The following is a 23,948-nucleotide window of genomic DNA, read 5'->3' on the forward strand; positions in this document are numbered from 1 at the left end:
ACCCTTATGCATGCTTCGCTCAAAGTCCTCGCCGCCGGTACCTTCGCAACGCTCGCTGCATTCGCTTCGATGAGCGCTGTCGCGCAATCCGATGGCTCGGACTATCACCCGATGCAGACGAACAACACGATGTCGAGCGCGGAAGTGAGCGTCGGCGCGATGGCGGCCGCGCGTCCGACCGGCACCGAGTCCATCGGCCAGTCGACTGCGGCGCCGATGGGCACGTCGCAGCTCACGCGCGAAGAGGTCCGCAAGGGCGCGGTCGAAGCTGCGCATCCCCTTCAGACCGAGTCGCTCGGCCAGTCGACCGGCATGGCCGGGATCACCTCGGGCACGCCGCACTGAGCGTTGTCGTCCCCGATTGACTGCGCGGCGCCGCGCAGTCAGGCGCTATCCTGCGGTTTCCACAACGAAACCCGGGATACGTCATGCGCCTGGTCGCCTCCAGATCCATTGCCGTTGCCGCCGCATTGCTCGGTCTGACGGCGGCAATGAACGCCGACGCCCAGGGCACGGTCAACGCACTCTGCAGCACCGATGCGGGATGGTGCGAAGCGGCGGCCGCCGAGTTCACCCGGACCACCGGCATCCGCGTTCTCCAGGCGCACAAGGGCACGGGAGAGATCGGCGCCCAGTTGCGTGCGGAAGCAGCCAATCCGAAAACCGACATCTGGTGGGGCGGAACCGGCGATCCCTTCCTGCAGGCCGCGGAGCAGGGCCTGCTCGAACCCTATCGGCCCGCCTACATCAATGACCTGTACGACTGGTCGGTGCGGCAGTACGCCATGTCCGGGAACATGGTCGGTGGCTTCTACACGAGCGCGATGGGCTTCGGCTTCAACACCGATGTGCTGAAGAAAAAGAAACTGCCCGAGCCTCGCTGCTGGGCCGACCTGAACAAGCTTGAATACAAGGGGGAGGTCGAGATGTCCCACCCGGGCACCAGCGGCACCGGCTACACGATCGTCGCCGGCCTGGTGCAGTTGATGGGCGAGGAGCAGGCCTTCGACTATCTGAAGAAACTCCACAGCAACACCATTGCCTACACGCGCAGCGGCCAGGCGCAGGCGCCCGACGTCGCAAAGGGCGAGGTCGCGATCGGCGTGAGTTTCATCTTCGGTTTCGACAAGTGGCGCTTCGACAAGTACCCGGTGAAGGCGGTGGCGCCCTGCGAGGGCACGGGGTACGAAATCGGTGGCATCGCGCTGGTGAAGGGTGCGCGCAACAAGGCCAATGCCATCCGCTACTACGACTGGCTGATGAGCCCGGCGGGGCAGTCGATCGGCGCCAAGGCGGGCAGCCTGCAGTCGCCGGCCAACAAGACCTTCAAGCCCGACCCGCGCATCCCGTCGATGGCCGATGTGCGACTCATCAAGTACGACTTCGAGAAGTACGGCAAGGCGGCCGAGCGCACGCGGCTGATCGACCGCTGGACGCGGGAAGTGGAGTCCAAAGCAAAATGAGGCGCTCCCCCAGGCTGCGCGCACTTCGTGTCGCTTCGCCTACCCCCTCGCCGGGGGCAACACCGGCGGACCGGCTGAGCCGGATCCGTGGTGTTTCTGGGCTTTGACCGCTTAGAGGCCGTGGACTACGAAGACGCCTGCGGGGGGGGCTGGGATGGTCAACTGGGTCTCGCCTACGCGGGTGAAGCGGTATTCGATGCCATTGAGCAGTATCGACGGGACGTTGGTCCAGACGCGGTACTGGTAGCCCTCCTTGACGGGGGTGACCTGCAGAACGCGGAAAACCGGGGGAATCACCACCCTGAACGAGAGATGGCTGGAGGCGCTCGTCGAGCCCAGGGTGGATTCTGCGATGCAGAACGATGGCACGAGCAGCAACGTGAGCAGCATGCTCCTCGCCTCGCGCGCGCGGATGCGGCGACTCCCATCGATCCATCTTCCCGACATGACACGCCACCCTTTCAGTTCTGGGTGTCGGCATCCCGGCGACGCCGACATCGGGATATCGGCAGTGTGGTCCCGAATTGAAGGGCGGTCCAGCGTCGCGAAGGGCGGCGGGAGGTCAGCGATCGCGCTGGATCGGGAAGTCGGCGGTGGCGGTGTCGCGCACGAAGACTTCGATGCGGCGCGTGGCCGGGCCCGGGTTGCTCCAGGGCAGGGGAAGGTTATCGGGGACCAGTTCGATGTCGTGTTTTCCGGCGGCCACCGACGGGAAGCTGTAGAAGCCCTGCGCGTCCGTGCGGGCGACGAAGCGGCCATTGAGCACGACCGTGACGCCCGGGACGCCGCCCTCGTTGGCTTCGCGCAGGCCGTTGCCGTTCTGGTCGAAGAACACGTGGCCTTCCAGTCGGCCCGAGCCGACGCCTGGCGCGCCACCGATCGGCGCCGTCGTGTTCCCGGCGCGCGCCTCGTAGCGCACGGCGAACAGCAAGGTGCGGCTGGACGGAACGACGAAGACGGGCGGCAGCGTCGCGGCGGTCAGGGCCGACACCACCGCCGGATTGAGCGACTCCTGGCCGTTGGCGGCGCTGTACTGCACGTAGAAGGACCAGCCAGCGCCCAGCGCCCAGCTCACGCGCGCATTGGCATTGAGGAAGCGCGATGCGTTGCCGCTAAAGCCGTTGCTGCCGCGCACGCTCAGGTCGAGCCGGCCGCTGGCGAGGAAGGGCAGGCTGCCTAGCGCGCCCCAGATGACGGACCGCGCCGTGACGCCGAACTGCTCGGATTGCTCGACGGCCAGGGTGGTCGAGAGCGAGCTTGTTTCCGCCACCGCCCAGGCCTGGTCGAGACCGAATCGCACCACCTGCTGGTCGCGGCCGTGGGCGACGTCGGCGCGCCATTGGCTCTGGCCCCACACCGGCGAGATGTGCTCCCAGGTCAGCTGCACCGATTGCGCGGCCTGGTTGCCGGTGCGCGCGGCAACGGTGCTGGAAAGCGCGTCGCGCGAGTCGAAGCGGTAGCGGCCGAACAGGTTGCCGAAGAGCGAGCGCGCCTGCAGGCCGCTGACGCTTTCGCTCAGTTCGACGTTGCCGCCGAGTTGCCACTGCCGGGTCGACACGTCTGCCCGCCAGCTTGCACCCTGAAGGTCGCCGGCGATGGGGTTGCTGCCCCAGCGCAGGGCGGGATCGAAATAGAAGACGCTGGCGCCCTGGCGCGCCCAGTCGCTGCGCCAGTCCGCGTCGACCCAGAAGCCGTTGGCTGAATCGGTCGGCGCGAGCGAGCCGATGTCGGAGGGCTTTCCGGCGCTGTGCGCGTAGTTGGCCTGCACGCGGAGCCCGCCGGGCCGCTCGGTGATGGGGCCGATGCCGGGGCCGATCGAGTCGGCCCAGGGCGCCACGCCCTGCCAGGAGGTCGCGCCCCAGAACGATGTGGTGTCCTGCGCGTAGCCCGTCAGGCCGTTGAGGTTGACGTTGCGCGCATCCACCCATTGGAAGGCGGCGTCGGTGCGCCCGATGCCGAGCGGTGTGTCGTCCCCCGTGAGCTGCTGCTGCGCGCCGAAGGTGCTGGCAGTGCCGCGGCCGATGGTGAAGCCTTGCGAGCTGATCCCGTCGAAGAAGCCCAGACGTCCGCTGGAGGCATTGAGGCTGGTCCGGCCGGGTCTCTCGACGGTCGTTGCGAAGCCTTCGATGGGCAGCGATGGCAGGAAGACGCGACCGAGGCCGCGCGACAGCGGCGTTGCGGCGGTGTTGATGTAGCCGAGGCTGTTGTTGGCAAACCAGCCGTTGTTGAAGGGCATGGCGCGCTGGTCGATGCGTCCGGTGTTGCCGCTTTGGTAGGACAGGTTGTAGAGGTTGCCGTTCTGTCCCGAGATGTCGAAGGCCGGGAGGGTGTTGCGATAGCGGTTGAGGCTGAGGTCGGCCGAGAAGGCGCCGTAGTTCGGCGTGTCGAGGAAGCCGGTGAACTGCAGGGTCTGGTTGCGCTGTTCGGTCAATGCGGTCTGGCGCTGCGTCTGCAGTTCGACGCTGCCGCCGCGCGGCCAGCCGGTGGAGGGTGCTTCCTCTGCGGTCTCGTCGATCTGCGCCTGGGGAGCGCTGTCGAGGACGCGGTCTTCATAAGCGGGCGCCGGCTCTTCGGCACGGCTGACCAGCGCAGTACCCGCGCTGAGCATGCCGAGCGCGAGCCAGGCCAGCCAACGCCTCATGGAGCGAAGCGCTGGTCGATTTCCGTCGATCCCGAATTACCCCATTCAAGCTTGCCGCGGACCGTGACCGGGTAGCTGATCTGCGCGATCGCATCGGTATTGCCGGGACGCGTGGCGGTCAATGCGATGTCGCGCGTCTCACCGGGCAGGATCGGAAGGGAGCTGGCGGTGAACTCGAGTGCGGTGCCGCTCGCGTCCTTTCCGTTGAGGAAGCCGCCGAGGCGGCCGTGCGCCGTGCCGTCGTTGCGCACCTTGAGCACCGGCACCTTCTGGCCGTTGACCGTCTGCACTGCGCTGCCCACCACGCTGAGGGCGGGTTTCACGTCGCCGACGGCCACGTAGACGATGACCCCGACCCGCGCCGAGAGCCCGATCGGCATGTTGGGGCTGGCGGCCTGTTCCTTGCCTTCGATCAGGATCGCAAAGCGGCACTCCATCGGCGGCGTGTCGGCGGGCGGCGTGACTTCGAACCGGAAGCGGTAAGGGCGACCCGGCGTGACCACCACTTCCTTGCGCTCGATGGCGACCCAGGGGCGGCAACTGCCCGGCGCGAGTGCGTCGATGAAGTCCACGGTCGCGTCCGGCTTGAAGGTCCAGTCGGCGGTGCGGATGTTGTAGGTGCCGGGGCTCGCGTCGACTTGCGACATTTCGATGATTTCGCGGACGGGCGCACCCGGCTTGGCGTTCAACTCGAAGCGCGGCGGCGACACGGCCAACGCGAACTGTGCCAGGGCGGCCTGCGACAGCGCGCCAAGGCCCAGGGTGGCCAATGCAAACGTCCGAAGGTTCCGAAGAGCGGTCAAGCGGTTCAAGGCGATACCTCGATCTCGAAATAGAACTGGAGACGCTGCGTGCGCGTCAACAGGCGGCCATCGGCCAGCAGGTTGAGCTGGATGGTTTCAACCAGGAATGGGTCGTGCACGACGCCGTCGAACACCAGTGTGCGACTGCCGCCTTGGACCGACCCGGGCAGCAGGCGGCCCTGGGTCCGCCAGGTGGCGGTGAGTTGTTCGCCTTCGGTCGGCGCGAGCGCCATGAAGATGCGGGCCGGCCGGTTGACCCAGTTCGTGAGGTTGAGCCGCAGGGCCACGTTGAGCTGGCCTTCGACGGCGTTGTCGCCGGTGCGCGAAGGAACCACCTGACGCCATTTCATCGGGGTGACGGGCTGGCTCACCAGGGTGCCTGAGTCGTCGACGCGAAAGGTGGCGGCGTGGGCCGGAGCGACGGCTGTCGCAAGCTGGACAGCGCCCAACAGGAGCGCGAGGGCCTTCGGAAGACGGCGGGAGGAGATCATCACGGCGCAACCAGTTCGAAGGTGGCTCGACCGGTGAAGGTGCCGGCCGGTGCCAGTTGCGCATTCGAGTAGCTGAAAGTCAGGCAGCTTTCGAACCAGTTGTTGCGCGTGACCGTGAGAAGCGACTGTCTCGCGCCGGTGAATGTGCCGCTGGGAATCGTCGCCGAAGTGTCACCGTTGCCGCCCGAGACCCATGAAATCGTGCTGATCGGAATGGTGTCGCCGGTGGCGTTGATCAGCGTGGCGGGGGCTGTCACGGTCAAGGTCGCGTTCGCGCTGGCATTGGTCGACCGGAAGAATCCGCCGACGTAGACCTGTCCGCTGCCGGGCGTGCAGAACGCATAGTTGTCGTAGGGACTGTTGGCAGTCGTGCTGTTGGTCGACATCGGCTGCGGGCCCGTGCCAAGGGCGCTGGCGGGCACCGTGGCGCTCACCGAGTTGACCGTCGTGTTGTTGCCCGGCGTACCGCCGCCCTGGTAGGTGCCGGAAAAGGTGCCGATGCCGACCTGCAGATAAATTGCACGTGCCCCGGGCGTGATGCTGACCAGGTAGGCCTGCGCGCCACTGCCGAGGGTCAGGCCTGCGAGGGCAAGCATCCCGCACGCAGCGGCGCGTGCGGCGTGGGAGGAGGGCGGGGCAAGGCGCTTCACGAGGGGCATTGTCGCGGTCTCCCGGAGGTCAGGGCATGGTGGCCGTGTAGGTGACTCGGCCATTGTTGACGCCAGCGCCGCCATAGGTGCCTGCGGCGACCACCTGGTTGTTGGCGTAGCTGTAGGTCCACTTGCCTTCCTGCCGCACCATCTTGTTGGTGGACGGCAGCAGCACGGAGGTGCCAGGGCCGCCGGTGGCGTTGAAGCCGGGATGGGTGATGCTGCCGTTGTTGAAGCTGGCCGTGGTCGCGTTCAGTGCGGCACTTGCCACGCTGATCTGGTCCCAGCCGATCTGCTGGCTGGCGGTGCCGTTGTTCAACGGGCCGGTGGTGGTGGAGTTGAGCGTGATGTCGCCGCCGTTGCCCATCACCCGCACCGTGACTGCGCCGCCACTCAGGTCGCCGCCCGTGCCGGCCACCGGCACGCCCTTGCCGATGGAGGCGGCCGGCACGGCGAAGTTGATCATGTCGACCGTGCTGGCGTTGGCGTACTCGGTGCCGGTGCCGATGCGCAGGTACAGGACGCGGGGAATCGTGACCGAGATGTCCAGGCGCGCAGTGGCCGTCAGCGATCCGCTGTCGCCACTGACGAATTTCGATTCGGCGTGGACCGGGGCGAGCGCAGCGGCAAGCCCGGCCAGCAGCGCCAGCCGCGCCCAGGTCCGCATGATGAAGATCTAGAAGTCCGCGCGCTCAGGGCATCGTGGCGGTGTACGTCACGGTGCCGTTGTTCGTGTTGTTGGCGCCGCCGTACGTGCCTGCGGCGACCACGTTCTGGTTCTTGTAGCCATAGGTCCACTTGCCTTCCTGGCGAACCAGGCCGCTGACCGCTTGCAGGGTGGTCGCGGTGCCGGCGCCGCCGCTGGCCGTGTTGGTGCTGAAGGCCGGGTGCGTGATGGCGCCGTTGGTGTAGCCCGGCGTCGTGGCGCTCAAGGTGCCCGTGGCGACCGAGATCTGATCCCAGCCGATGGTGGCGCCGGCGCCGTTGTTCATCGAGCCGGTCGTCGCGGAGTTCAATTGCACGTTGCTCGCGCCGTTGGCCAGCACACGGACCGTCACGGCGCCGTCCTTCTGGTCACCGCTGCCGTTGGTGGCCGCCACGGCAGTGCCGCTGCCGATACCGGTCGCGGGCACCTGGAAGTCCATCAGGTCGACCGTGGTGCCGGCGGCCATGACGGCGCCGGTACCGACTTGCAAGAAGAGCACACGCGGGACCGTGATCTTGAAGTCGACGCGGGCGGAGGCCGTACCGTTGGCTCCCGTGTTCAGATTCACGTTGGACTCGGCCAGTGCGGCCAGCGGCGAGATGAGAGCCGCAGCGATCGGGACCAGGAGAAACTTATTCATGGGAACCTTCTGCAAAGAAAAACAGAAAAAATCTGTGGGGTGGATGGGATGGCTCGAACTGTAGGAGGTCGACTACAAAAGCCGGAGGACATAGTTCTCAGAAAACTCTCAATGAGTACTTTTTGTTAAAAAATTACGGCGTAAAACTTTGCAACTGTCCTCGTCCCGCGACGTCAGCGGTCTGTTGCGTGAACTCCTTCACGATGGCTCTGCCAGCGCGCGTCTTGTAAAGTTCTCTGTTCGCCGATCGCGGCGTTTTCCTCTTCGATTGCTCTCAGCGTCATGACCATCTCAAAGACCAAACTCCCCTTCCAGGCCGAAGTCGCGCAACTGCTCTACCTCGTCACGCACTCGCTCTACTCCAACAAGGAAATCTTCCTCAGAGAGCTGATCTCGAATGCGTCGGATGCGTGCGACAAGCTGCGCTTCGAGGCCATCGACCAGCCCGCGCTGTACGAGGACCAGCCCAACCTGGACGTGCGCGTCTCCTTCGACAAGGACGCCAAGACGCTCACCATCACCGACAGCGGCATCGGTCTGAGCCAGCAGGAGGCCATCGACAACCTCGGCACCATCGCCAAGAGCGGTACCAAGGAGTTCATGAGCAAGCTCTCGGGCGACCAGAAAGCCGACGCGCAGCTCATCGGTCAGTTCGGCGTGGGCTTCTACTCGGGCTTCATCGTGGCCGACAAGATCACCGTCGAATCGCGTCGCGCGGGCCTGCCCGCGGAAGAGGGCGTTCGCTGGATCAGCAGCGGCGCCGGCGATTTCGAGGTCGACACCATCACGCGGACGCAGCGTGGCACCAGCGTCGTCCTCCATCTTCGCGACGACGCTGACGAGTACCTCAACGCCTGGAAGCTCAAGTCCATCATCGGCAAGTACTCCGACCACATCTCCCTGCCCATCCTCATGGAGAAGGAAGAGTGGAAGGAAGGCGAGGACAACAAGGGCGGCGCGATGGTCAAGACCGGCGAATGGGAGCCGGTCAATCAGGCGAACGCACTCTGGAGCCGCGCCAAGAAGGACATCAGCGAAGAACAGTACGTCGGGTTCTACAAGAACATCAGCCACGACTACGAAGCGCCGCTGGCCTGGAGCCACAACCGCGTCGAAGGCAATACCGAGTACACGCAGCTCCTCTACATCCCGTCCAAGGCGCCGATGGACCTGTGGAACCGCGACAAGGGCGCAGGCGTCAAGCTCTACGTCAAGCGCGTCTTCATCATGGACGATGCAGAGGCGCTGCTGCCGAGCTACCTGCGCTTCGTGAAGGGCGTCATCGATTCCGCCGATCTGCCGCTCAACGTGAGCCGAGAGCTCCTGCAGGAAAGCCGCGACGTGAAGGCGATCCGCGAAGGGAGCACAAAGCGTGTACTGAGCATGCTGGAAGACCTCGCGAAGAAGCAGAAGACCGGCAGCGAGAGCAGCGAAGGCAAGATCGACGTGGGCTCGGGCGAATCCGTGCCCACGCCAGAGCCGACCGAAGGCGTGACGGACGTCGTCGACAAGAAGGCCGCGGACTCCACGCCCGCGGCCGAAGCCGCAGCCGGCTACACCGACGAATCCGGCAAGTACGCCAAGTTCTATGCCGAGTTCGGCGCCGTGCTCAAGGAAGGCCTGGGCGAGGACTTCGGCAACCGCGATCGCATCGCGAAGCTGCTGCGTTTTGCATCGAGCACCAGCGACACCGTCAGCGTGAGCTTCGCAGACTACAAGTCGCGCATGAAGGAGGGCCAGGACGCGATCTACTACATCACGGCCGACACCCTCGCTGCAGCGAAGAACAGCCCTCAGCTCGAAATCTTCAGGAAGAAGGGCATCGAAGTCCTGCTGATGACGGACCGCGTCGATGAATGGGCACTCAACTACCTGACCGAATTGGACGGCACACCGCTGCAGAGCGTGGCCAAGGGTGCCGTCGATCTCGGCAAGCTTCAGGACGAAGCGGAGAAGAAGGCGGCCGAGGAAGCGGCGGAGTCGTTCAAGCCGCTGCTGGAGCGGCTCAAGGAGGCGCTCAAGGACAAGGCCGAGGATGTTCGCGTGACCACGCGCCTTGTCGATTCCCCCGCCTGCCTCGTGGTGCAGGACGGCGGCATGAGTACCCAACTCGCGCGGATGCTGAAGCAGGCCGGCCAGCCGGCGCCGGATGTGAAGCCGGTGCTGGAGGTGAACGCCGAACATCCGCTGGTCAAGAAGCTGGAAGGTTCGGAACACTTCGACGATCTGGCGAACATCCTGTTCGACCAGGCCTTGCTGGCAGAAGGCGGCCTGCCGGCTGATCCGGCCGCCTATGTGCGTCGGGTCAACGCCCTGCTTGTGTGAGATGAGCCCCGCCTGGACTGCCGCATCCGCCTGAGCTGTCGGTTGCACAGGCTGGGCGAAGATTTCCGAACGACCGCCTATCGTCGCGTCGCGTGAAGCGACACGGGCGCGGCGATTGCCCAGGGCGTCACGACAAGGCGCTCTACATACCCGCTTTCAACTCCCACGAGCGCAGCCGGGTGGCACCCACGCGCTGTGTGGACACGGCGCTTTAAGGGCGCCGCCGACGGACTTCGTCCTCAGCGATTCGCCGCGGCTTTGTCGCGACAAGTCTTGCACGACTCGAAGATTTCGGTCGGCAACTCCTTACTCCCTTGCGGATACCTGCAAGCTCCGAGCTTGCCGGCCGAGTCCTGAGGTTGTTGGACGCTCCCTGCGCGTTGCCGCAGGCAGCTTCGAACACTCGCCAGCCACGCGTATTCACGCGCGAAATGCTTGATGCACTGAATTGTCGACGGTGCCTGCAATCTTCTGCTTCCGCTGCGGACATCAATTTGGCGGGGTCATTGCACTTCGAGGTTCGGCCGGCGCAAATATTCGTAATTTAATGAAATTGCCGCGGAATTTTCTCAAGGTGTTCGCTCGCATTTCGGAGTTTGAGATTTTTCTCATGTTTGGTTTGCGCCATTTTTGATATCGGCGTGTCAATGGTGTGCCGAAATTCGATAGGCCTTGTGCTCATGGCGTCGATCTTGGCTTTGTCGCCGAGTGCGCGGTACAGCAACCGGCGCTCCCCTCGATGGCAGCCTATGGTCGACTGAGAATTTTCTTGATCACTTCCCATTTTCTTGAGCTCCTCCACGTTCTCCGAACTTTCTCATGTCCACTTTTTGCCTCTTTCAATAAAGTTACTGGGTGCTTGTTAATTGGAATGCGTACCGGGGTGATCAGGCTCCCGATCTGTGCGATTCCTGTTTGAGTTGCGCGGCTGTGGGCCCTGTTGCCTGGTAGTTCGAGCTGTGCCCATTTTTTTTATTTATATAGAGGTGCTTTATGGCTAAGAAGACTGTGGTTTCCATCAATAAGAACGGCAACAACGTGGGCGACGCGATCGCTCTCGACGGCGTCAAGCCGGTGAAGATCAAGGCCCAAGCGGGTGTCAAGTACATGCTCAAGGACGCGGGCGACGTCGCTCCTGAAAACGCCACGCTGACGCGCGTCGGCGACGACCTGCACGTGACCCTCGAGGGCGAAAGTTCTCCTGCCCTTGTGCTCGAAGGCTATTTCGGCTTGGCGGAGCCGGCGGGCATCTATGGGATGGCCGAGGACGGCCAGCTCTATGCCTACGGCCGTACTGATGGAGGCGACATCTTCTCGCTGGCCGAGGGCGAGTCGTCGGCGATTGCCCTGGCTGGCGATCCGATTGCACGCGGCTCGGATGACCAGGACGACAACTTCGTGTTCTGGCCCCTGCTGCTTGCCGGTGGCCTGGCAGCGGCCGGCATCTCGGCCACGGCCCACAGCGGCGGCTCGAAGAATTTCGCGGTTCCCGAAGCCAATGTGCTTCCCGAAGCCAAGGACGCTGCCCTGCCTGCAAAGTCCTGGATCAGCAACAGCGTCAAAGGCACCCTCGACGACGTCGGCGCTGTGACCGGTCCGATCGCCCCGGGCGGCGAGACCGACGACACGCGCCCCGAATTCAACGGTATCGGCGAAGCCGACTCCACGATCATCATCTTGGACAACGGCCAGCCCATCGGCACGGCCAAGGTGGACAAGGACGGCAACTGGTCGTTCACCCCTGAAGAAGACCTGGGCGAAGGCGATCATTCGATCGTCATCATCGAGACCGACAAGGACGGCAACAAGAGCGAGCCTTCGGATCCGTACGAGTTCACCGTCGACACGACTGCTCCCAACAAGCCGGAGCTCGGCGAGGGCGCTATCGACGACGTCGGCGCCGTGACCGGTCCGATCGCCGCTGGCGGCACGACCGATGACGCGCGTCCGGAACTCAAGGGCGACGGCGAACCCGACTCCACGATCATCATCGTGGACAACGGCCAGCCCATCGGCACGGCCAAGGTGGACAAGGACGGCAACTGGTCGTTCACCCCTGAAGAAGACCTGGGCGAAGGCGATCATTCGATCGTCATCATCGAGACCGACATCAACACGGGCGCCAATGCCAATACATCCTTTGGTGACCATCTGAACTCGGTGGGCGACGTCAATGGCGACGGCTACGAGGACTTCCTGCTCACCTATCCGTTGGACGAGGTCGACGGCATGGCCAATGCGGGGAGTGCTTACCTGGTGTTCGGCCAGCAGGGTGGCTTTCCCACCACGATGTCGATCGAGGACTACGCCCAGTTCGGCGTCAAGATCAGCGGCACCGAGAATTATGAGAATCTCGGCGACGTCATTCTTGACTGGGGCAACAACGCTCACGGCGATGCATATTTCGGCTCCAGCAACACGGTGTCATCGATCGGCGACATCAACGGCGACGGCATCGGCGATTTCATCATCGGCTCGCCAGGGTGGGGTGACGGAGCGGAAGACGGATTGTCGCCGGGCCGCGCCTATGTCGTATTCGGCAAGAAGGAGGGTTGGACTCCCGACCTCAGCCTGAAGGACCTGAATGGCACGAACGGCTTTGTGCTCAGCGCCAGCGGTACGGGCACGAATGCCCTGTTGGGCAACGGCGTGCGCGCGTTCGGCGACGTCAACGGGGATGGTATCGATGACTTCATGATTGGTGCGCCCAATGCCGACACGGACGGAAAGACCGACAACGGTGCCGTGTACCTGCTGGCCGACGGCAAGGTGCAGATGCAGGTCAACGGCGCCAACGGCGAAGTGGACCTCCAAGGCTCCGAGTGGACGCGCAGTGACGCCACGGTGGGTAGCGTTCACTACAACGTCTACACGAACCTCGGCGGCACCGTCGAACTGCTGGTCGAGGACAAGGTCCACGTCACCATCCTGTAAACCCTCTCTCATCGGACGCGGCGGCCGCATGGCTGCCGCGTCCGACAGAGTCGTCCCTCAAGAATTCATTTTTTAGATCAATAGAACGACGCCCCTGGCGGGGCGTTGGGAGAATATTCATGCAATCGTTCAAATTCCTTTCTCTCGCCCAGCGCACGCGCGTCGGCCAAGGCGTCGCTGCCGCTGCCCTGTCGGTACTGTGTCTGCTGAGTGCGCCATCGGCGTTCGCGCAGCGCGCGTCGCAGCCTCAAGGCGCTGCCTACAGCCCGGTGCCGCCGGTGGTGTCGCAGCAGGCACAGGTGGTTTTCTTCAGGAAGCCCGCCAGCGGTGCCGCTGTCGCGACCGACCCCGCTCACGTGTACATCAATGGCGTGTTCCACACTGCACTCAAGTCGGACATGTTCACGCGCTTCTGCGTGCCCACGGGCAACTACTCGATCGAGGCCCATATCGGCGACGCGCCGAAATTCGTGGGCAAGGCCCGGCAGGCCACGCGGGTCGACCTGGAAGGCGGCAAGACCTACTTCGTGGCGGTGTCGGAGAACCGCACCGGTGAACCCACGCCGGTGCGCCGCGCAGAGGCCGAGGAGCTCCTTCAGCGCGCGGTCGAGCAGCGCCATTTCGTCAACCGCTCGGGCGCCATCGTGGCCTGCCAAGAGGCACCCCAGCCGGCGAAATCGGAGCCCGTCAGCTTCACGCTCAACGCCGACGTGCTGTTCGACTTCGCGCGCAGCGACTATGCGTCGATCACCTCGCGCGGACGCGAGGAACTGAGGAAGGTCGCGCAGCAGGTTCGCGAGCGTTCGCCGAACGCGGTGAGCCGCGTCACTGTGCGTGGCCACGCCGACCCGATCGGTTCGGCCCAGAGCAACATGGTTCTGTCCGAGCAACGCGCTCGCACCGTTGCTCGCGTGCTGTCGGAAGAAGGCCTCGCCGCCGAACGCATCAGCATCGAAGGCGCCGGCAGCGAGGAGCCGGTTGTGTCCTGCTCGATGAGCGGCTCCAGGCAGGCGCGGGTGGACTGCAATGCGCCGAATCGTCGCGTTGAAATCGTCGTCGCTGGAAGCGCGGCAGCGTAGTCAGCAGCGTTAGCGATCACCTTGGCGCGCCGTTGAGGCCGGGACCATCAAGGCGCTTCGTCGGTTTCGGCGAAGCCCTTGCCCGGCGTCAACGGCGCGTGCCTGTAGCTGGCCGGCGTGCGGCTGAGCTTGATCGGCGATGCGACCCCCCGGTAGCCGCCTTCGAGCTCGACCACCATGCCGCGATGGGCCGTGTGGGGATGCTCCAGCGCCGCATCCACCGAAAGCACCGGTGCAGCGGGCACACCGGCGGCCATCAAGGTCTCGACCAGTGTCCGGCCGTCGAATTCCGCCAGAGCGGCCTCGAGCCTTTGCTTGAGCCCCGAACGATGAATCGATCGCGCACCCGCCGTGCGGTAGAGCGGATCGTCCGCCAGCAATGGCTGCCCGATGCAGGTGCAGAAGCTGGCGAACTGCCGATCGTTGCCCACGGCGACGAAGATCGGATCGGTGCCCGTGGCCAGCGCGTCGTAAGGATAGATGTTGGGGTGCGCATTGCCGGTACGTCTGGGCATCGCACCATCCATGAACCAGTTCGCAGCGTGCGGGTGGAGCAGGGACAGGCCGCTGTCATACAGGGCCGCCTCGACGAACTGCCCGCGGCCGCTGCGCGTACGCTCCTGCAGCGCGAGCAGTACGCCGATCACGGCATTCAGGCCGGTGACCATGTCGACCACCGGCAGGCCGACGCGCAACGGCCCGCCATCGGCCTCGCCGTTGACGCTCATGATGCCCGTCATCGCCTGCACCGCGGCGTCGTAGCCAGGTAGCGCACCCAGCGGCCCATCGGCACCGAAGCCCGACACGCGGCACCAGACGAGGCGCGGGAAGCGCTTCGACAGCTCGTCGTAGCCGATGCCCCAACGTTCCATGGTGCCGGTCTTGAAGTTCTCGATCAGCACGTCGGCCTCGGCCACCAGTGCCAGCAGCGCGTCGCGCCCTTCGGCACTTCCGAGGTCGAGTGCCATCGTCCGCTTGTTGCGGTTGAGGCCGTGATAGTAGGAAGCCACGCCTTCCTTGAAGGGCGGCCCCCAGGTTCGTGTGTCGTCGCCCTGCGGCGGTTCGACCTTGAGGACATCGGCGCCATGGTCCCCGAGGATCTGGCCGCAGTAGGGGCCGCCGAGGATGCGGGAAATGTCGAGTACGCGGATGCCGGCGAGCGCGCCGGTGTTGACAGTGGCAGTCATGGCTTTTTCTGGATGCTTCAGTCGAGCTGCGCGCCGGATTTCTTCACCACGTCCTTCCACTTGGCGGTCTCCGAAACGATGAAGCGGCCGAGCTGCTGCGGCGAACCGTCTGGCGCAGGCTCCAGGCCTTGCGACGCGAAGAGAGCCTTCACCTTCGGCGTGGCGAGCGCATCGGCAAAGGCCTTGTTGAGCTTGGCGACCGTGGCCGGCGGTGTGCCGGCCGGCGCGACGATTCCGAAGAACACGCTCACGTCATAGCCCGTGACCCCTTGCTCGGCGAGCGTCGGCAGATCGGGCATCGCCTGCGAGCGCTCCGCGGTGGCGATGCCGAGCGCGCGCAGCTTGCCGGCCTTGACGTAGCGCAGGGCGGTCAGCACGTCGGTGAAGCTCATCGACACCTGGCCGCCCAGCAGGTCATTGAGCGCCGGGCCCGTGCCCTTGTACGGTATGTGCTGCAGATCCGTGCCGGCGATGCCGTTGAAGAGCACGCCCGCCAGGTGCGATGAAGCGCCGTTGCCCGACGAGGCATAGCTCAGCTTGCCCGGATTGGCCTTGGCGTAGACGATGAGCTCGCGCACGTTCTTCGCGGGCACCGTCGGGTTCACGACCAGGATGTTGGGCAGATGCCCGATCTGGATGACCGGCGTGAAGCTCTTCACCGGGTCGTAGCCGATCTTGCGATAGAGGCTGGCGTTGATCGCCAGCGGCCCCGAGGTTCCGAACATCAACGTGTGCCCGTCGGCCTCGGCGCGGGCGACATAGTCCGCGCCGATGTTGCCGCCGGCGCCCGCGCGGTTCTCCACGATCACGGGCTGGCCCAGTTGGTCCTTGACCTCCGCCGCGAGCGTGCGCGCCATGGCGTCGGTGGGGCCGCCGGGCGGGAAGGGGACGACCAGCATGATGGGCTTGGTCGGGAATGCCTGGGCGTGCGATGCCGACAGGGCGGTCAGCGCCGGTGCCGCCGCGATGCAGGTGGCAAGGACGAGGGTCTTTAGCAGTTTCATGTTTGTCTCCGGGATGTGTGTCTTGTGAGTGGCCTTCGCCAGGCGTCAGGCCGCGGTGGGCGCCTGAATAGGTTCCGCGGCGAGGCGCCATAGGGCGGGAATGGCGTCCGCAGCCAGCGGATCGCGCGGCAGCACGCGGTGCAGCAGCACCAGTTGCGCCCACTCGACGCGCTGCGCCGAGCCGGTGCGAGCACCTTCCCAGGCCATCGCGATCGCGCTGCAGGTGTGATACAGCGCCGATGCGGCCTGTCGGGCGATGACATCGCCGTCTTTCGCGGCGTCCGAGGCGTGAGCCGCCAGTGCGCCGGCCCTGTCGAGCGCGCCACGCAGTGCCTTCGAGAAGGCCGGCGCCAGCGGCACGTCGTCGAGCAGCGCGCCGAAGTGCGCCTGCAGTGCGGGCAGCGAGTTCTCGCGCGTCACCGCGCGGATCACGTCGAGCGCCACGATGTTGCTGGTGCCTTCCCAGATCGATCCCAGGTGCGCATCCCGCACCAGGCGCGGGTCGGCCCATTCCTCGATGTAGCCGCAACCGCCGCGGACTTCCATCGCATCACCGGTCACCTTGCGGGCATCGCGGCAGGCGCGGAACTTGATGAGCGGTGTGAGGATGCGCAGCAGCGGGTAGGCCGCCGTGTCGCCGCCGTCCGATCGCGCCAGCGCCAGCGCGGTCTGGAAAACCATGGTGCGCGCCTGCTCGGCCGGCAGCCGCAGCTTCTGCACCTGGCGCTGCATCAGCGGCATGTCGGCGAGGCGCTTGCCGAATGCGCGGCGCTCGCTCGCGATGTATTCGGCCTCCGCGACCGCACGACGCATGAGTCCGGCGGCGCGCACGCCGTTCGACAGGCGCGAGTTGTTCACCATGTCTGCCATCTGCTGGAACCCGCGACCGGCCTCGCCGACGAGGTAAGCCACCGCGCCTTCGAGACGGATCTCGCCGCTGGCCATCGAGCGCGTGCCCATCTTGTCCTTGAGACGGAGGATGCGGTAGTGGTTGGCGCTCCCGTCGTCGAGTCGCTTCGGGAGCAGGAAGAGCGACACGCCCTTCATCCCCGCAGGTGCGTCGTCGGCGCGCGCCAGCACCATCGCAAAGTCGGCGTCGGGGTTGGAGCAGAACCACTTGTCGCCGCTGAGGCGCCAATGACCGGCATCGTCCAGCGAAGCGCGCGTGACGGTCGCCGCAATGTCGGAGCCTGCCGCCTGCTCGGTCATGAACATCGCGCCCTGCGCCAGCGTGTCGAAGTCCAGCGACTGGAAGCGTGGAAGAAAACGCTCCACGAGTTCAGGACTGCCGAACTTCTTGAGCGTGCGCGCCAGCGAATCGGTCATCGACACCGGGCAGCACAAACCGAACTCCGCCTGCACGAACAGGTAGGTCAGCACGTACTTGACGATCGGCGGCATCTTGCCTTTCCACCCCAGCGTCTCGTCACGGTGCGACATCGCCGCTAGGCCGAATTCGCTCAGCGCCAAGCGCTCCATCTCGACGTAGGCCGGATGCTTGACGACCTTCTGGTCATCGATGCCGGTGCGGGTACGCAGCTTCAGCGTCGGCGGATTCTGGTCGGCGGTGTGCGCAAGCTCGTCGAGCGGACCGCCGGCCAGCGCGCCGAGCCGCTCGAAGTGAGGCCGCATGTGCCGTAGCAGGTCGGGCAGCAGGTACAGCGCGAGCAGCTTGTGCAGCTCGATGTCGGCGGTGAAGAGGTTCTGACCGTGACGGTCGGGCACGGGATGGTCGGCTGTGTTGCCAGTCGGCGCTGCGGTTTGGGCCATGTCTCGTTCTCCTTGTCAGCCGCATCTTTGAGCGCGCGACGATCCTTGTCCAATATCGATTGCGTCTCGATTGATCTGATCTGACTATCGTGGAACACTGCCTTGCATGGAACTGCGTCACCTTCGCTATTTCGTCGTGCTCGCCGAGGAACTGCATTTCGGCCGAGCCGCACGCCGGCTTTCGATTTCGCAGCCACCGTTGAGCGTTGCCATCCGCCAGCTCGAGGAATCGGTCGGCGCGCGACTCTTCGAGCGCAACAGCAAGGAGGTACGGCTCACGCCCGCCGGCGAGGCCTTGCAGTCGTCAGCGCAACGGCTGCTGCGGCAGGCCGAAGAGGCCGCCCTGGAAGCGCGCGATGTGTCCCAGGGCTCCGCCGGCCGGCTGCGGATCGGCTTTGTGGGCGCCATGCTCTATCGCGGGTTGCCTCAGGCGCTGCGCAAGTTCCGGGCGAAGCACCCCGCAGTGCGCATCACGCTGGCCGAACTCAATTCGGGCGAGCAGATCACCGAACTGCTCCAGGATCGGCTGGACTTCGGCTTCGTGCACACCAGCCGGATGCCGGCGGAACTGCAGCACGCGTTGCTCGTGTCGGAGCCCTTCGTGGCCTGCCTGCCCGCCGGGCACCGGCTGACGCGCCGGCGCTCGGTGGCTATGGCGAGCCTGCGCGACGAGCCCTTCGTGCTGTTCTCGCGCAATGCGTCGCCCGACTATCACGAGCGCATCCTCGCCATTTGCGCGGAAGCGGGCTTTCGCCCGGAGGTGCGCCACGAAGTGCGCCATTGGCTGTCGGTGGTGTCCCTGGTCTCTCAGGGCATGGGCGTAGCCTTGGTGCCGAGCGCCCTGCGTCACGCGGCGCTTCGCGGCGCCGTGTTCCGGCCGCTAGATGAGAAAGTGGCGCGCTCGGACGCCTATTGCGTGTGGCGCGACGGCCCGGAGAACGCGGTCGTGCAGGGCTTCCTGCAGGTCGTGCGGGCCGCCCGGCCGCGCACGGATTGAGCCTCAGGCGTACAACGGCTCTTCTTCCATCGCCTCGCACTGGTCCTGCAACATCTGGATCTGGCCCTTCCAGTAGTCGCTCGAACCGAACCACGGGAAATTGATCGGGAAGATCGGATCCTCCCAGCGGCGCGCAAGCCATGCGCTGTAGTGGATGAGGCGCAGGGTGCGCAGTGGCTCGATCAGCGCCAGTTCGCTCCGGTCGAAGTCGCGGAACTGTTCGTAGCCGTCGAGCAACCCGCTCAGTTGGGAGGTGCGTTGCGCGCGGTCACCCGAGAGCAGCATCCACAGGTCCTGCACGGCGAAGCCGGTGCGTGCGTCGTCGAGATCGACGAAGTGCGGGCCGCCACCCGGACGGTCCGTCGGTGTCCAGAGAATGTTGCCCGGGTGCACGTCGCCGTGGAGCCGCAGCTTCTTCATCGCCGGGTCGCCCGGAGCCTGTCCATTGCTGCCAAGCGCCGTGGCAGAGATCATGTCGAAGGCCGCATTGCAGGCAGTTTCCCATTCACGCTGCACGTCGAGCGGCACCATGTCGTGGCCCAGCAGCCAGTCTCGGGAGGCGATGCCGAAAGTCTGGAGGTCGAGCGTCGGGCGCGCTTCAAAAGGCTTTCGCGCGCCGACGGCATGGATGCGAGCGAGAAAACGCCCCACCCACTCAAGCACTTCGAAATCGTCGAGTTCGGGCGCCCGCCCCCCGCGGTACGGGCTCACGCTGAATGCGAAGCCGCCATGCCGGTGCAGCGTCTGCCCCTCGACCGCGATCGGCGGCACGGCGGGAACTTCGGCGGCCGCAAGTTCGAGCGAGAAGCCATGCTCCTCGAGGATTGCGGCATCGCTCCAGCGTCCGGGCCGGTAGAACTTGACGACCACGGCACTGCGGTCTTCGAGGTAGACCTGGTAGACGCGGTTCTCGTAGGAGTTCAGCGCGGTCAGCCGCCCGTCGCCGTGCATGCCGAGCGTTGCGAGCGCGTCGAGCACCACGTCGGGCGTCAGGTTTTCGTAGGGATGTCCAGCCGAGGCCGCATCAGGGGGAGGGGAATTGGAAGGCACCACAGCGACATTGTCGACGCTGCCGGTGCCCGTGACGCATCAACCCAGGCTCAAGAGCGCCTTTGTGCTGCTTCGGCAGTCGATGCCGCGAGCGAAAGGATGTGTCCGGTGCGCGGATCCCCGTGCCCGGCCAATACTTCGGCGTAGGCCGCTTGCACAGCCGCATCGCCGTCATGGTGTTCGACACGCAGCCATGGCGCCTCGGCGTTGGTCACCCGCGCGATGAAGGCTTGCCAGGCCTGCACCATGCGTTGCTCGAAGACTTCGGCGCCCCATTCGGTCGTGCGCTTCTTGATCTGCGCGGGCGCGAAGAACAGCGTCGCGCGCGGGCCAGGCAGATCCTTGCCGGAGCCGCTGGCGGCCAGCTGGTCGACGTGCGTGCCGCCGATGGAGGCGCTGTGCTTCAGGTGAATGAACCGCGTGTGGATCGCCCGGCGCAGCGCGCCGTTGCCTGCGAAGTCCACGTAGACGCAGGGGGTGTCGGCTGCAAGCCGATCGAGCTCGTCATAGGCCAGCACGCGGTCATAGCAACCCAGGCTTTCGCAGAAGGGCTTGTTGGCAGCCGAAGTCAGTCCGATCACTTCGATGCCTTCGCGTTGCGCCAGTTGGAAGGCAGTGCCGTACGCCGTCTTGCTCGATGCGCTCGACAGCAGCATCGCGCCGGGCCGCGCACCGAAGAAGTCGTTGTCGCCGAGGAAGTCGTCGATCAGCCAGGACGTGATGAAGAGCGGTCGCAACAGCGCCTGGATGTCTTCGGTGTCCGCGGTGTAGAGCGGATCCGACTTGCATCGGAAATACTGGTTGTAGACCGCCGGCAGCGCCGCCCGGTGCGCGGCGCCGTCGGTGAATCGTTCGGGCGACAGGCGCTCGGGCGTCAGCACGGTCGCGGAAGCCATGGGGAAATAGCCGTAGAGCCGCTCGCCGACGGCGACGCCGGGGTGCAGCGAGAGAACCACCGATGCGAAGCCCCACACCGGAATCGCGCCCCAGCCCTCTTCGCCGGTCGGGTAGAACTGCCAGTAGCTCATCGCGTTGCCGAAGGCGGCGTAGGTGATGTTGTTGGCGGTGAGGGCGAAGCGGTCGATGCGCACCCGGACCTGGCCGTCGGAAAGCCGCAGGTCCTCGGCGGTGCGCAGGCGGGTGGATGCGAGGTCGTCCTTGCGGATCAGCAGGTCTGTCGTGCTCATGCTTGCTCCTTTGCGCTGCGGTGTTGCGGAAGACCTTAGCGCAGGCCTGCGGCGGTTGCATGAAAAAGGCCCGGCAGATCGTCGCCTAGGCGACGCCCTGACGGGCCTGGGTCGGGCGTCTTGCCGCCGATCAGGCGATCGCGAGTTCGACCTCGACGTTGCCGCGCGTGGCGTTCGAGTACGGGCAAACCTGGTGGGCGGTCTCGACCAGCAGCTTCTTCTGCGCATCGTCCAGGCCCGGCAGCGTGATCGCCAGCTTCACGGCGATGCCGTAGGCCGCACCGGCGTCGATCGGGCCGAGCGAAACGCTGGCGTCGACGGCGACGTCCTCAGGCACCTTGACGTTGATCTTGGGCGCCACGGCGCGCATCGCGCCGATGAAGCAGGCCGAATAGCCGACCGCGAACAGTTGCTCTGGGTTGGTGCCCGGCTTGCCCGAGCCGGGGGGGCTGAGCTTGACGTCCAGCGCGCCGTCGCTGGTCTTGCCGGCGCCGTCGCGGCCGCCGATGGTGTGGGCCTGGGCGGTGTAGAGCACTTTGTCGAGTTTCTTGACCATGGTGGTTCCTTCGGTTGGTTGGAGAGAAAGGGTGCTTCGACGTCGAAGCGGGGGGAAAACTAGGCGGCCTTGATGCGGTCCCGCAAGCGCTGCATTTCCTGCGTGAGGGTCATCAGTTCGTCCACGGAGCATTGGGAGGAGGCCAGCAGGCAGGCCGGTACGCTGGCCGCACGCGCCTTGAGCTTGCGGCCAGCGGCAGTGAGGTTGACGTGCACTCGGCGCTCGTCGCCGACATCGCGGATGCGCGCAACCAGGCCATTGGCTTCCAGCCGCTTCAGCAGCGGCGTCAGCGTGCCCGAATCGAGGAACAGGCGCTCACCCAGCTCGGACACCATGAGGCCGTCGCGTTCCCACAGCACCAGCATCACGAGGTATTGCGGATAGGTGAGCTGCAGCTTTTCGAGCAGCGGCTTGTACAGCTTGGTCATGGCCAGCGAAGCCGAATACACCGCGAAGCAGAGCTGGTTGTCCAGCTGCAGCAGTTCGTCAATGGAAAGGGCGGGAGGGGCCGGGGTGCGCATGGGCTGAAGTTTAGCTGGCAATTCAATTGTGTGCAATTTAATTTGTAGCAATGTGTTCGACCAAGCGGCGCCAAGCACCGCAGGGGAATCAACGCCCGCTGAATCGCGCGGGACGCCGCTCGATGAAGGAGCGCACGCCTTCGGCCGCATCTTCGCTGTTGGCAAGACCTTGCTGCACCGGAATGAAATCCTCCACCGCCGCGAGCGGCCCCTGCTCGATCGCCTTCATGACGTTGAGCCGCGTCGCCACCACCGCCAGCGGCGCCTGCGCCGCGATGCGTTGCGCGATGCGCAGGGCTTCGTCCAGCTCCTGTCCGGCCGGCACTACCTTCTGAACGAAGTTCAGGCGGAACGCCTCGGCGCTGTCGAACTCGTCGGCCGTCAGCAGGTGCAGCATGGCGTTGCCCAGGCCCGCGCGCTCGGCCATGCGCAGCGTGGCGCCGCCCGTGGCCATGATGCCGCGCTGCACTTCCATCTGCGAGAACCGGCAGTTGTCGGCCGCAACCACGATGTCCGCGCCGAGCATCAGCTCGATACCCACCGTGAAGCAGATCCCCTTGACCGCGACCACCATCGGCTTCGTCCGGCGACGGTAGCCCGCAAGCCGAAATCGTGCGGCTCCACGAGCCCCTGCGGAATCGCCTTCTCCCCACGCTTCATGAATTCCGTCACCGCAGGCAGGTCCAGACCCGCCGTGAAGTGATCGCCGAAGGCATGCAGCACCCCGACCCGCAGCGCCGGATCGTCGTCGAGCCGCGTATACGCCTCCGCCAGCTGCCTGAACATCGCCGGCGTCCAGCCATTGCGCTTGGCGGGACGGTTGATGCCGATCAGCAGCACATGGTCGAGCACCTGTGTATCGATGCAGCCTTCAGCCGGCGGTGTCGTGGGAACTGCAGTCATTCATGTCTCCAAATCAAAACGTTCGATCCCACCCGAAGTGGGCAAGCCTGGGGGTCAGTAGGAATAGACTCCGCGGCCGGTCTTGCGCCCGAGCTGGCCGGCGGCAACCATCTCCTTCAGCAGCGGGCAAGGACGGTACTTGGAGTCACCGAACTGCTCGAGATACACCTCCATCACGGCCAGGCAGACGTCGAGCCCGATCATGTCGGCCAGCGCCAGCGGGCCGATCGGCTGGTTGCAGCCGAGCTTCATGCCGGCGTCGATGTCTTCCGCCGTCGCGAGGCCCTCGGCCAGCACGAAGAAGGCCTCGTTGATCATCGGCACCAAGATGCGGTTGACCACGAAGCCCGGCGCGTTCTTCACGGTGATCGGCGACTTGCCGAGCTTCACCGAGAGTTCCTTCACCGCATCGTGCGTCGCGTCGCTCGTCAGGTAGCCCCGGATGATCTCGACCAGCGCCATCATCGGCACCGGGTTGAAGAAGTGCATGCCGATGAACCGGTCGGCGCGCGACGTGGCCGCGGCGAGCTGCGTGATCGAGATCGACGAGGTGTTCGACGCGATGATCGCCTCCGGCGGCAGCATGGCGTCCACCTGCTTGAGGATCTTCAGCTTGAGCTCGTGGTTCTCCGTGGCGGCCTCGATGACGAGTTGCGCGCCCTTCAGGTCGTCGTAGTTCGTCGAGCCCTTGATCAGCCCGAGCGCCGCGTCCTTCTGGGCAACGGTGAGTTTGTCCTTCTTGATGAGCCTGTCGAGGCTGCCTGCCACCGTGGCAAGGCCCTTGTCGACAGCGGCCTGCGCGATGTCGACCATGATCACGTTGACGCCTGAAACGGCGCAAGCCTGGGCAATGCCGTTGCCCATCGTTCCGGCGCCGATGATGCCGACCGTCTGGATAGCCATGAGAAATACTCCTTGAACTGAATGATGAAAGGGGAGGGGATTCGCCTGCGATCCGGCGGCCCATGCCCGAGATTGTGAAACAGCCGCCGGACGGCACCGTTGCCGCTTGTGACAGGCGAGTGATTTAAAGTGCCGCGT

Annotated in this window: 22 protein-coding genes and 1 pseudogene; 6 read left to right on the forward strand and 17 right to left on the reverse strand. The window is 65.4% G+C overall.

What is annotated here, in order from left to right:
• The first annotated feature begins 6 nt into the window (after positions 1 to 6).
• Both ACSFBL_RS30115 and ACSFBL_RS30120 read left to right on the forward strand, forming a co-directional pair.
• Positions 7 to 345: a hypothetical protein gene (locus ACSFBL_RS30115; RefSeq protein ID WP_435519486.1), complete on the forward strand. Its 339-nt coding sequence runs from the start codon at positions 7 to 9 to the stop codon at positions 343 to 345.
• A gap of 83 nt (positions 346 to 428) precedes the next feature.
• Positions 429 to 1,463, forward strand: a complete 1,035-nt coding sequence (locus ACSFBL_RS30120) for an ABC transporter substrate-binding protein (protein ID WP_435519487.1) — start codon at positions 429 to 431, stop codon at positions 1,461 to 1,463.
• A gap of 111 nt (positions 1,464 to 1,574) precedes the next feature.
• Here ACSFBL_RS30120 and ACSFBL_RS30125 read toward each other — a convergent pair whose 3' ends face one another.
• The 7 genes from ACSFBL_RS30125 to ACSFBL_RS30155 form a co-directional block, all read right to left on the reverse strand.
• Positions 1,575 to 1,910 carry a hypothetical protein gene (locus ACSFBL_RS30125; RefSeq protein ID WP_435519488.1) on the reverse strand — a complete coding sequence of 112 codons (336 nt, stop codon included), beginning with the start codon at positions 1,908 to 1,910 and terminating at the stop codon, positions 1,575 to 1,577.
• 115 nt (positions 1,911 to 2,025) lie between these two features.
• A complete protein-coding gene (locus ACSFBL_RS30130; RefSeq protein WP_435519489.1) occupies positions 2,026 to 4,104 on the reverse strand; it encodes an SdrD B-like domain-containing protein in 2,079 nt (692 codons plus the stop codon).
• Positions 4,101 to 4,874, reverse strand: coding sequence for a COG1470 family protein (locus ACSFBL_RS30135; protein ID WP_435519490.1), 774 nt, complete (start codon positions 4,872 to 4,874; stop codon positions 4,101 to 4,103). The genes ACSFBL_RS30130 and ACSFBL_RS30135 overlap by 4 nt, the downstream gene beginning before the upstream one ends.
• Positions 4,875 to 4,912: 38 nt before the next feature.
• Positions 4,913 to 5,398, reverse strand: a complete 486-nt coding sequence (locus ACSFBL_RS30140) for a hypothetical protein (protein ID WP_435519491.1) — start codon at positions 5,396 to 5,398, stop codon at positions 4,913 to 4,915.
• Positions 5,398 to 6,048, reverse strand: coding sequence for a hypothetical protein (locus ACSFBL_RS30145; RefSeq protein WP_435519492.1), 651 nt, complete (start codon positions 6,046 to 6,048; stop codon positions 5,398 to 5,400). Before ACSFBL_RS30145 ends, ACSFBL_RS30140 begins: the two co-directional genes overlap by 1 nt.
• Positions 6,049 to 6,076: 28 nt before the next feature.
• Positions 6,077 to 6,715: a hypothetical protein gene (locus ACSFBL_RS30150; protein WP_435519493.1), complete on the reverse strand. Its 639-nt coding sequence runs from the start codon at positions 6,713 to 6,715 to the stop codon at positions 6,077 to 6,079.
• A 25-nt stretch (positions 6,716 to 6,740) separates the two neighbouring features.
• A complete protein-coding gene (locus ACSFBL_RS30155; RefSeq protein ID WP_435519494.1) occupies positions 6,741 to 7,394 on the reverse strand; it encodes a hypothetical protein in 654 nt (217 codons plus the stop codon).
• Positions 7,395 to 7,676: 282 nt separating this feature from the next.
• On the opposite strand from ACSFBL_RS30155, the gene htpG reads away from it, so the two are divergent.
• Positions 7,677 to 9,719, forward strand: a complete 2,043-nt coding sequence (gene htpG / locus ACSFBL_RS30160; protein WP_435519495.1) for a molecular chaperone HtpG — start codon at positions 7,677 to 7,679, stop codon at positions 9,717 to 9,719.
• Positions 9,720 to 10,263: 544 nt separating this feature from the next.
• Here the strand turns inward: htpG and ACSFBL_RS30165 are convergent.
• Positions 10,264 to 10,521, reverse strand: coding sequence for a hypothetical protein (locus tag ACSFBL_RS30165; protein ID WP_435519496.1), 258 nt, complete (start codon positions 10,519 to 10,521; stop codon positions 10,264 to 10,266).
• 191 nt (positions 10,522 to 10,712) lie between these two features.
• On the opposite strand from ACSFBL_RS30165, the gene ACSFBL_RS30170 reads away from it, so the two are divergent.
• Both ACSFBL_RS30170 and ACSFBL_RS30175 read left to right on the forward strand, forming a co-directional pair.
• Positions 10,713 to 12,653 carry an integrin alpha gene (locus tag ACSFBL_RS30170; RefSeq protein WP_435519497.1) on the forward strand — a complete coding sequence of 647 codons (1,941 nt, stop codon included), beginning with the start codon at positions 10,713 to 10,715 and terminating at the stop codon, positions 12,651 to 12,653.
• Positions 12,654 to 12,772: 119 nt separating this feature from the next.
• Positions 12,773 to 13,732 carry an OmpA family protein gene (locus ACSFBL_RS30175; protein WP_435519498.1) on the forward strand — a complete coding sequence of 320 codons (960 nt, stop codon included), beginning with the start codon at positions 12,773 to 12,775 and terminating at the stop codon, positions 13,730 to 13,732.
• Positions 13,733 to 13,779: 47 nt separating this feature from the next.
• Here the strand turns inward: ACSFBL_RS30175 and ACSFBL_RS30180 are convergent, their stop codons facing one another.
• The 3 genes from ACSFBL_RS30180 to ACSFBL_RS30190 are packed head-to-tail and all read right to left on the reverse strand — an operon-like array spanning position 13,780 to position 17,693.
• Positions 13,780 to 14,919 (reverse strand): CaiB/BaiF CoA transferase family protein, encoded by a 1,140-nt coding sequence (locus tag ACSFBL_RS30180; RefSeq protein WP_435519499.1) that lies wholly within the window; start codon positions 14,917 to 14,919, stop codon positions 13,780 to 13,782.
• A gap of 17 nt (positions 14,920 to 14,936) precedes the next feature.
• Positions 14,937 to 15,923 (reverse strand): Bug family tripartite tricarboxylate transporter substrate binding protein, encoded by a 987-nt coding sequence (locus tag ACSFBL_RS30185; protein ID WP_435519500.1) that lies wholly within the window; start codon positions 15,921 to 15,923, stop codon positions 14,937 to 14,939.
• 45 nt (positions 15,924 to 15,968) lie between these two features.
• A complete protein-coding gene (locus ACSFBL_RS30190) occupies positions 15,969 to 17,693 on the reverse strand; it encodes an acyl-CoA dehydrogenase family protein (protein ID WP_435519501.1) in 1,725 nt (574 codons plus the stop codon).
• A gap of 106 nt (positions 17,694 to 17,799) precedes the next feature.
• On the opposite strand from ACSFBL_RS30190, the gene ACSFBL_RS30195 reads away from it, so the two are divergent.
• Entirely contained in the window at positions 17,800 to 18,690 is an 891-nt protein-coding gene (locus ACSFBL_RS30195) for a LysR family transcriptional regulator (RefSeq protein WP_435519502.1), read from the forward strand.
• A gap of 3 nt (positions 18,691 to 18,693) precedes the next feature.
• On the opposite strand, the gene ACSFBL_RS30200 is transcribed toward ACSFBL_RS30195, so the two are convergent.
• From ACSFBL_RS30200 to ACSFBL_RS30225, 6 genes and pseudogenes are all read right to left on the reverse strand, one after another.
• Complete coding sequence (locus tag ACSFBL_RS30200; RefSeq protein ID WP_435519503.1) at positions 18,694 to 19,740, reverse strand: serine/threonine protein kinase; 1,047 nt, start codon at positions 19,738 to 19,740, stop codon at positions 18,694 to 18,696.
• A gap of 50 nt (positions 19,741 to 19,790) precedes the next feature.
• The gene (locus ACSFBL_RS30205) at positions 19,791 to 20,927 is read right to left on the reverse strand and encodes a DUF2855 family protein (RefSeq protein ID WP_435519504.1); all 1,137 of its coding nucleotides are present in this window, start codon (positions 20,925 to 20,927) and stop codon (positions 19,791 to 19,793) included.
• 130 nt (positions 20,928 to 21,057) lie between these two features.
• Entirely contained in the window at positions 21,058 to 21,483 is a 426-nt protein-coding gene (locus ACSFBL_RS30210; RefSeq protein ID WP_435519505.1) for an organic hydroperoxide resistance protein, read from the reverse strand.
• 59 nt (positions 21,484 to 21,542) lie between these two features.
• Complete coding sequence (locus tag ACSFBL_RS30215; RefSeq protein ID WP_435519506.1) at positions 21,543 to 22,004, reverse strand: MarR family winged helix-turn-helix transcriptional regulator; 462 nt, start codon at positions 22,002 to 22,004, stop codon at positions 21,543 to 21,545.
• A gap of 88 nt (positions 22,005 to 22,092) precedes the next feature.
• Positions 22,093 to 22,907 (reverse strand): annotated as a pseudogene (locus tag ACSFBL_RS30220) (crotonase/enoyl-CoA hydratase family protein).
• A gap of 54 nt (positions 22,908 to 22,961) precedes the next feature.
• Complete coding sequence (locus ACSFBL_RS30225) at positions 22,962 to 23,810, reverse strand: 3-hydroxybutyryl-CoA dehydrogenase (RefSeq protein ID WP_435519507.1); 849 nt, start codon at positions 23,808 to 23,810, stop codon at positions 22,962 to 22,964.
• Positions 23,811 to 23,948: the final 138 nt, after the last annotated feature.

Source organism: Variovorax glacialis (assembly GCF_051216375.1).
GTDB lineage: Bacteria > Pseudomonadota > Gammaproteobacteria > Burkholderiales > Burkholderiaceae_C > Variovorax.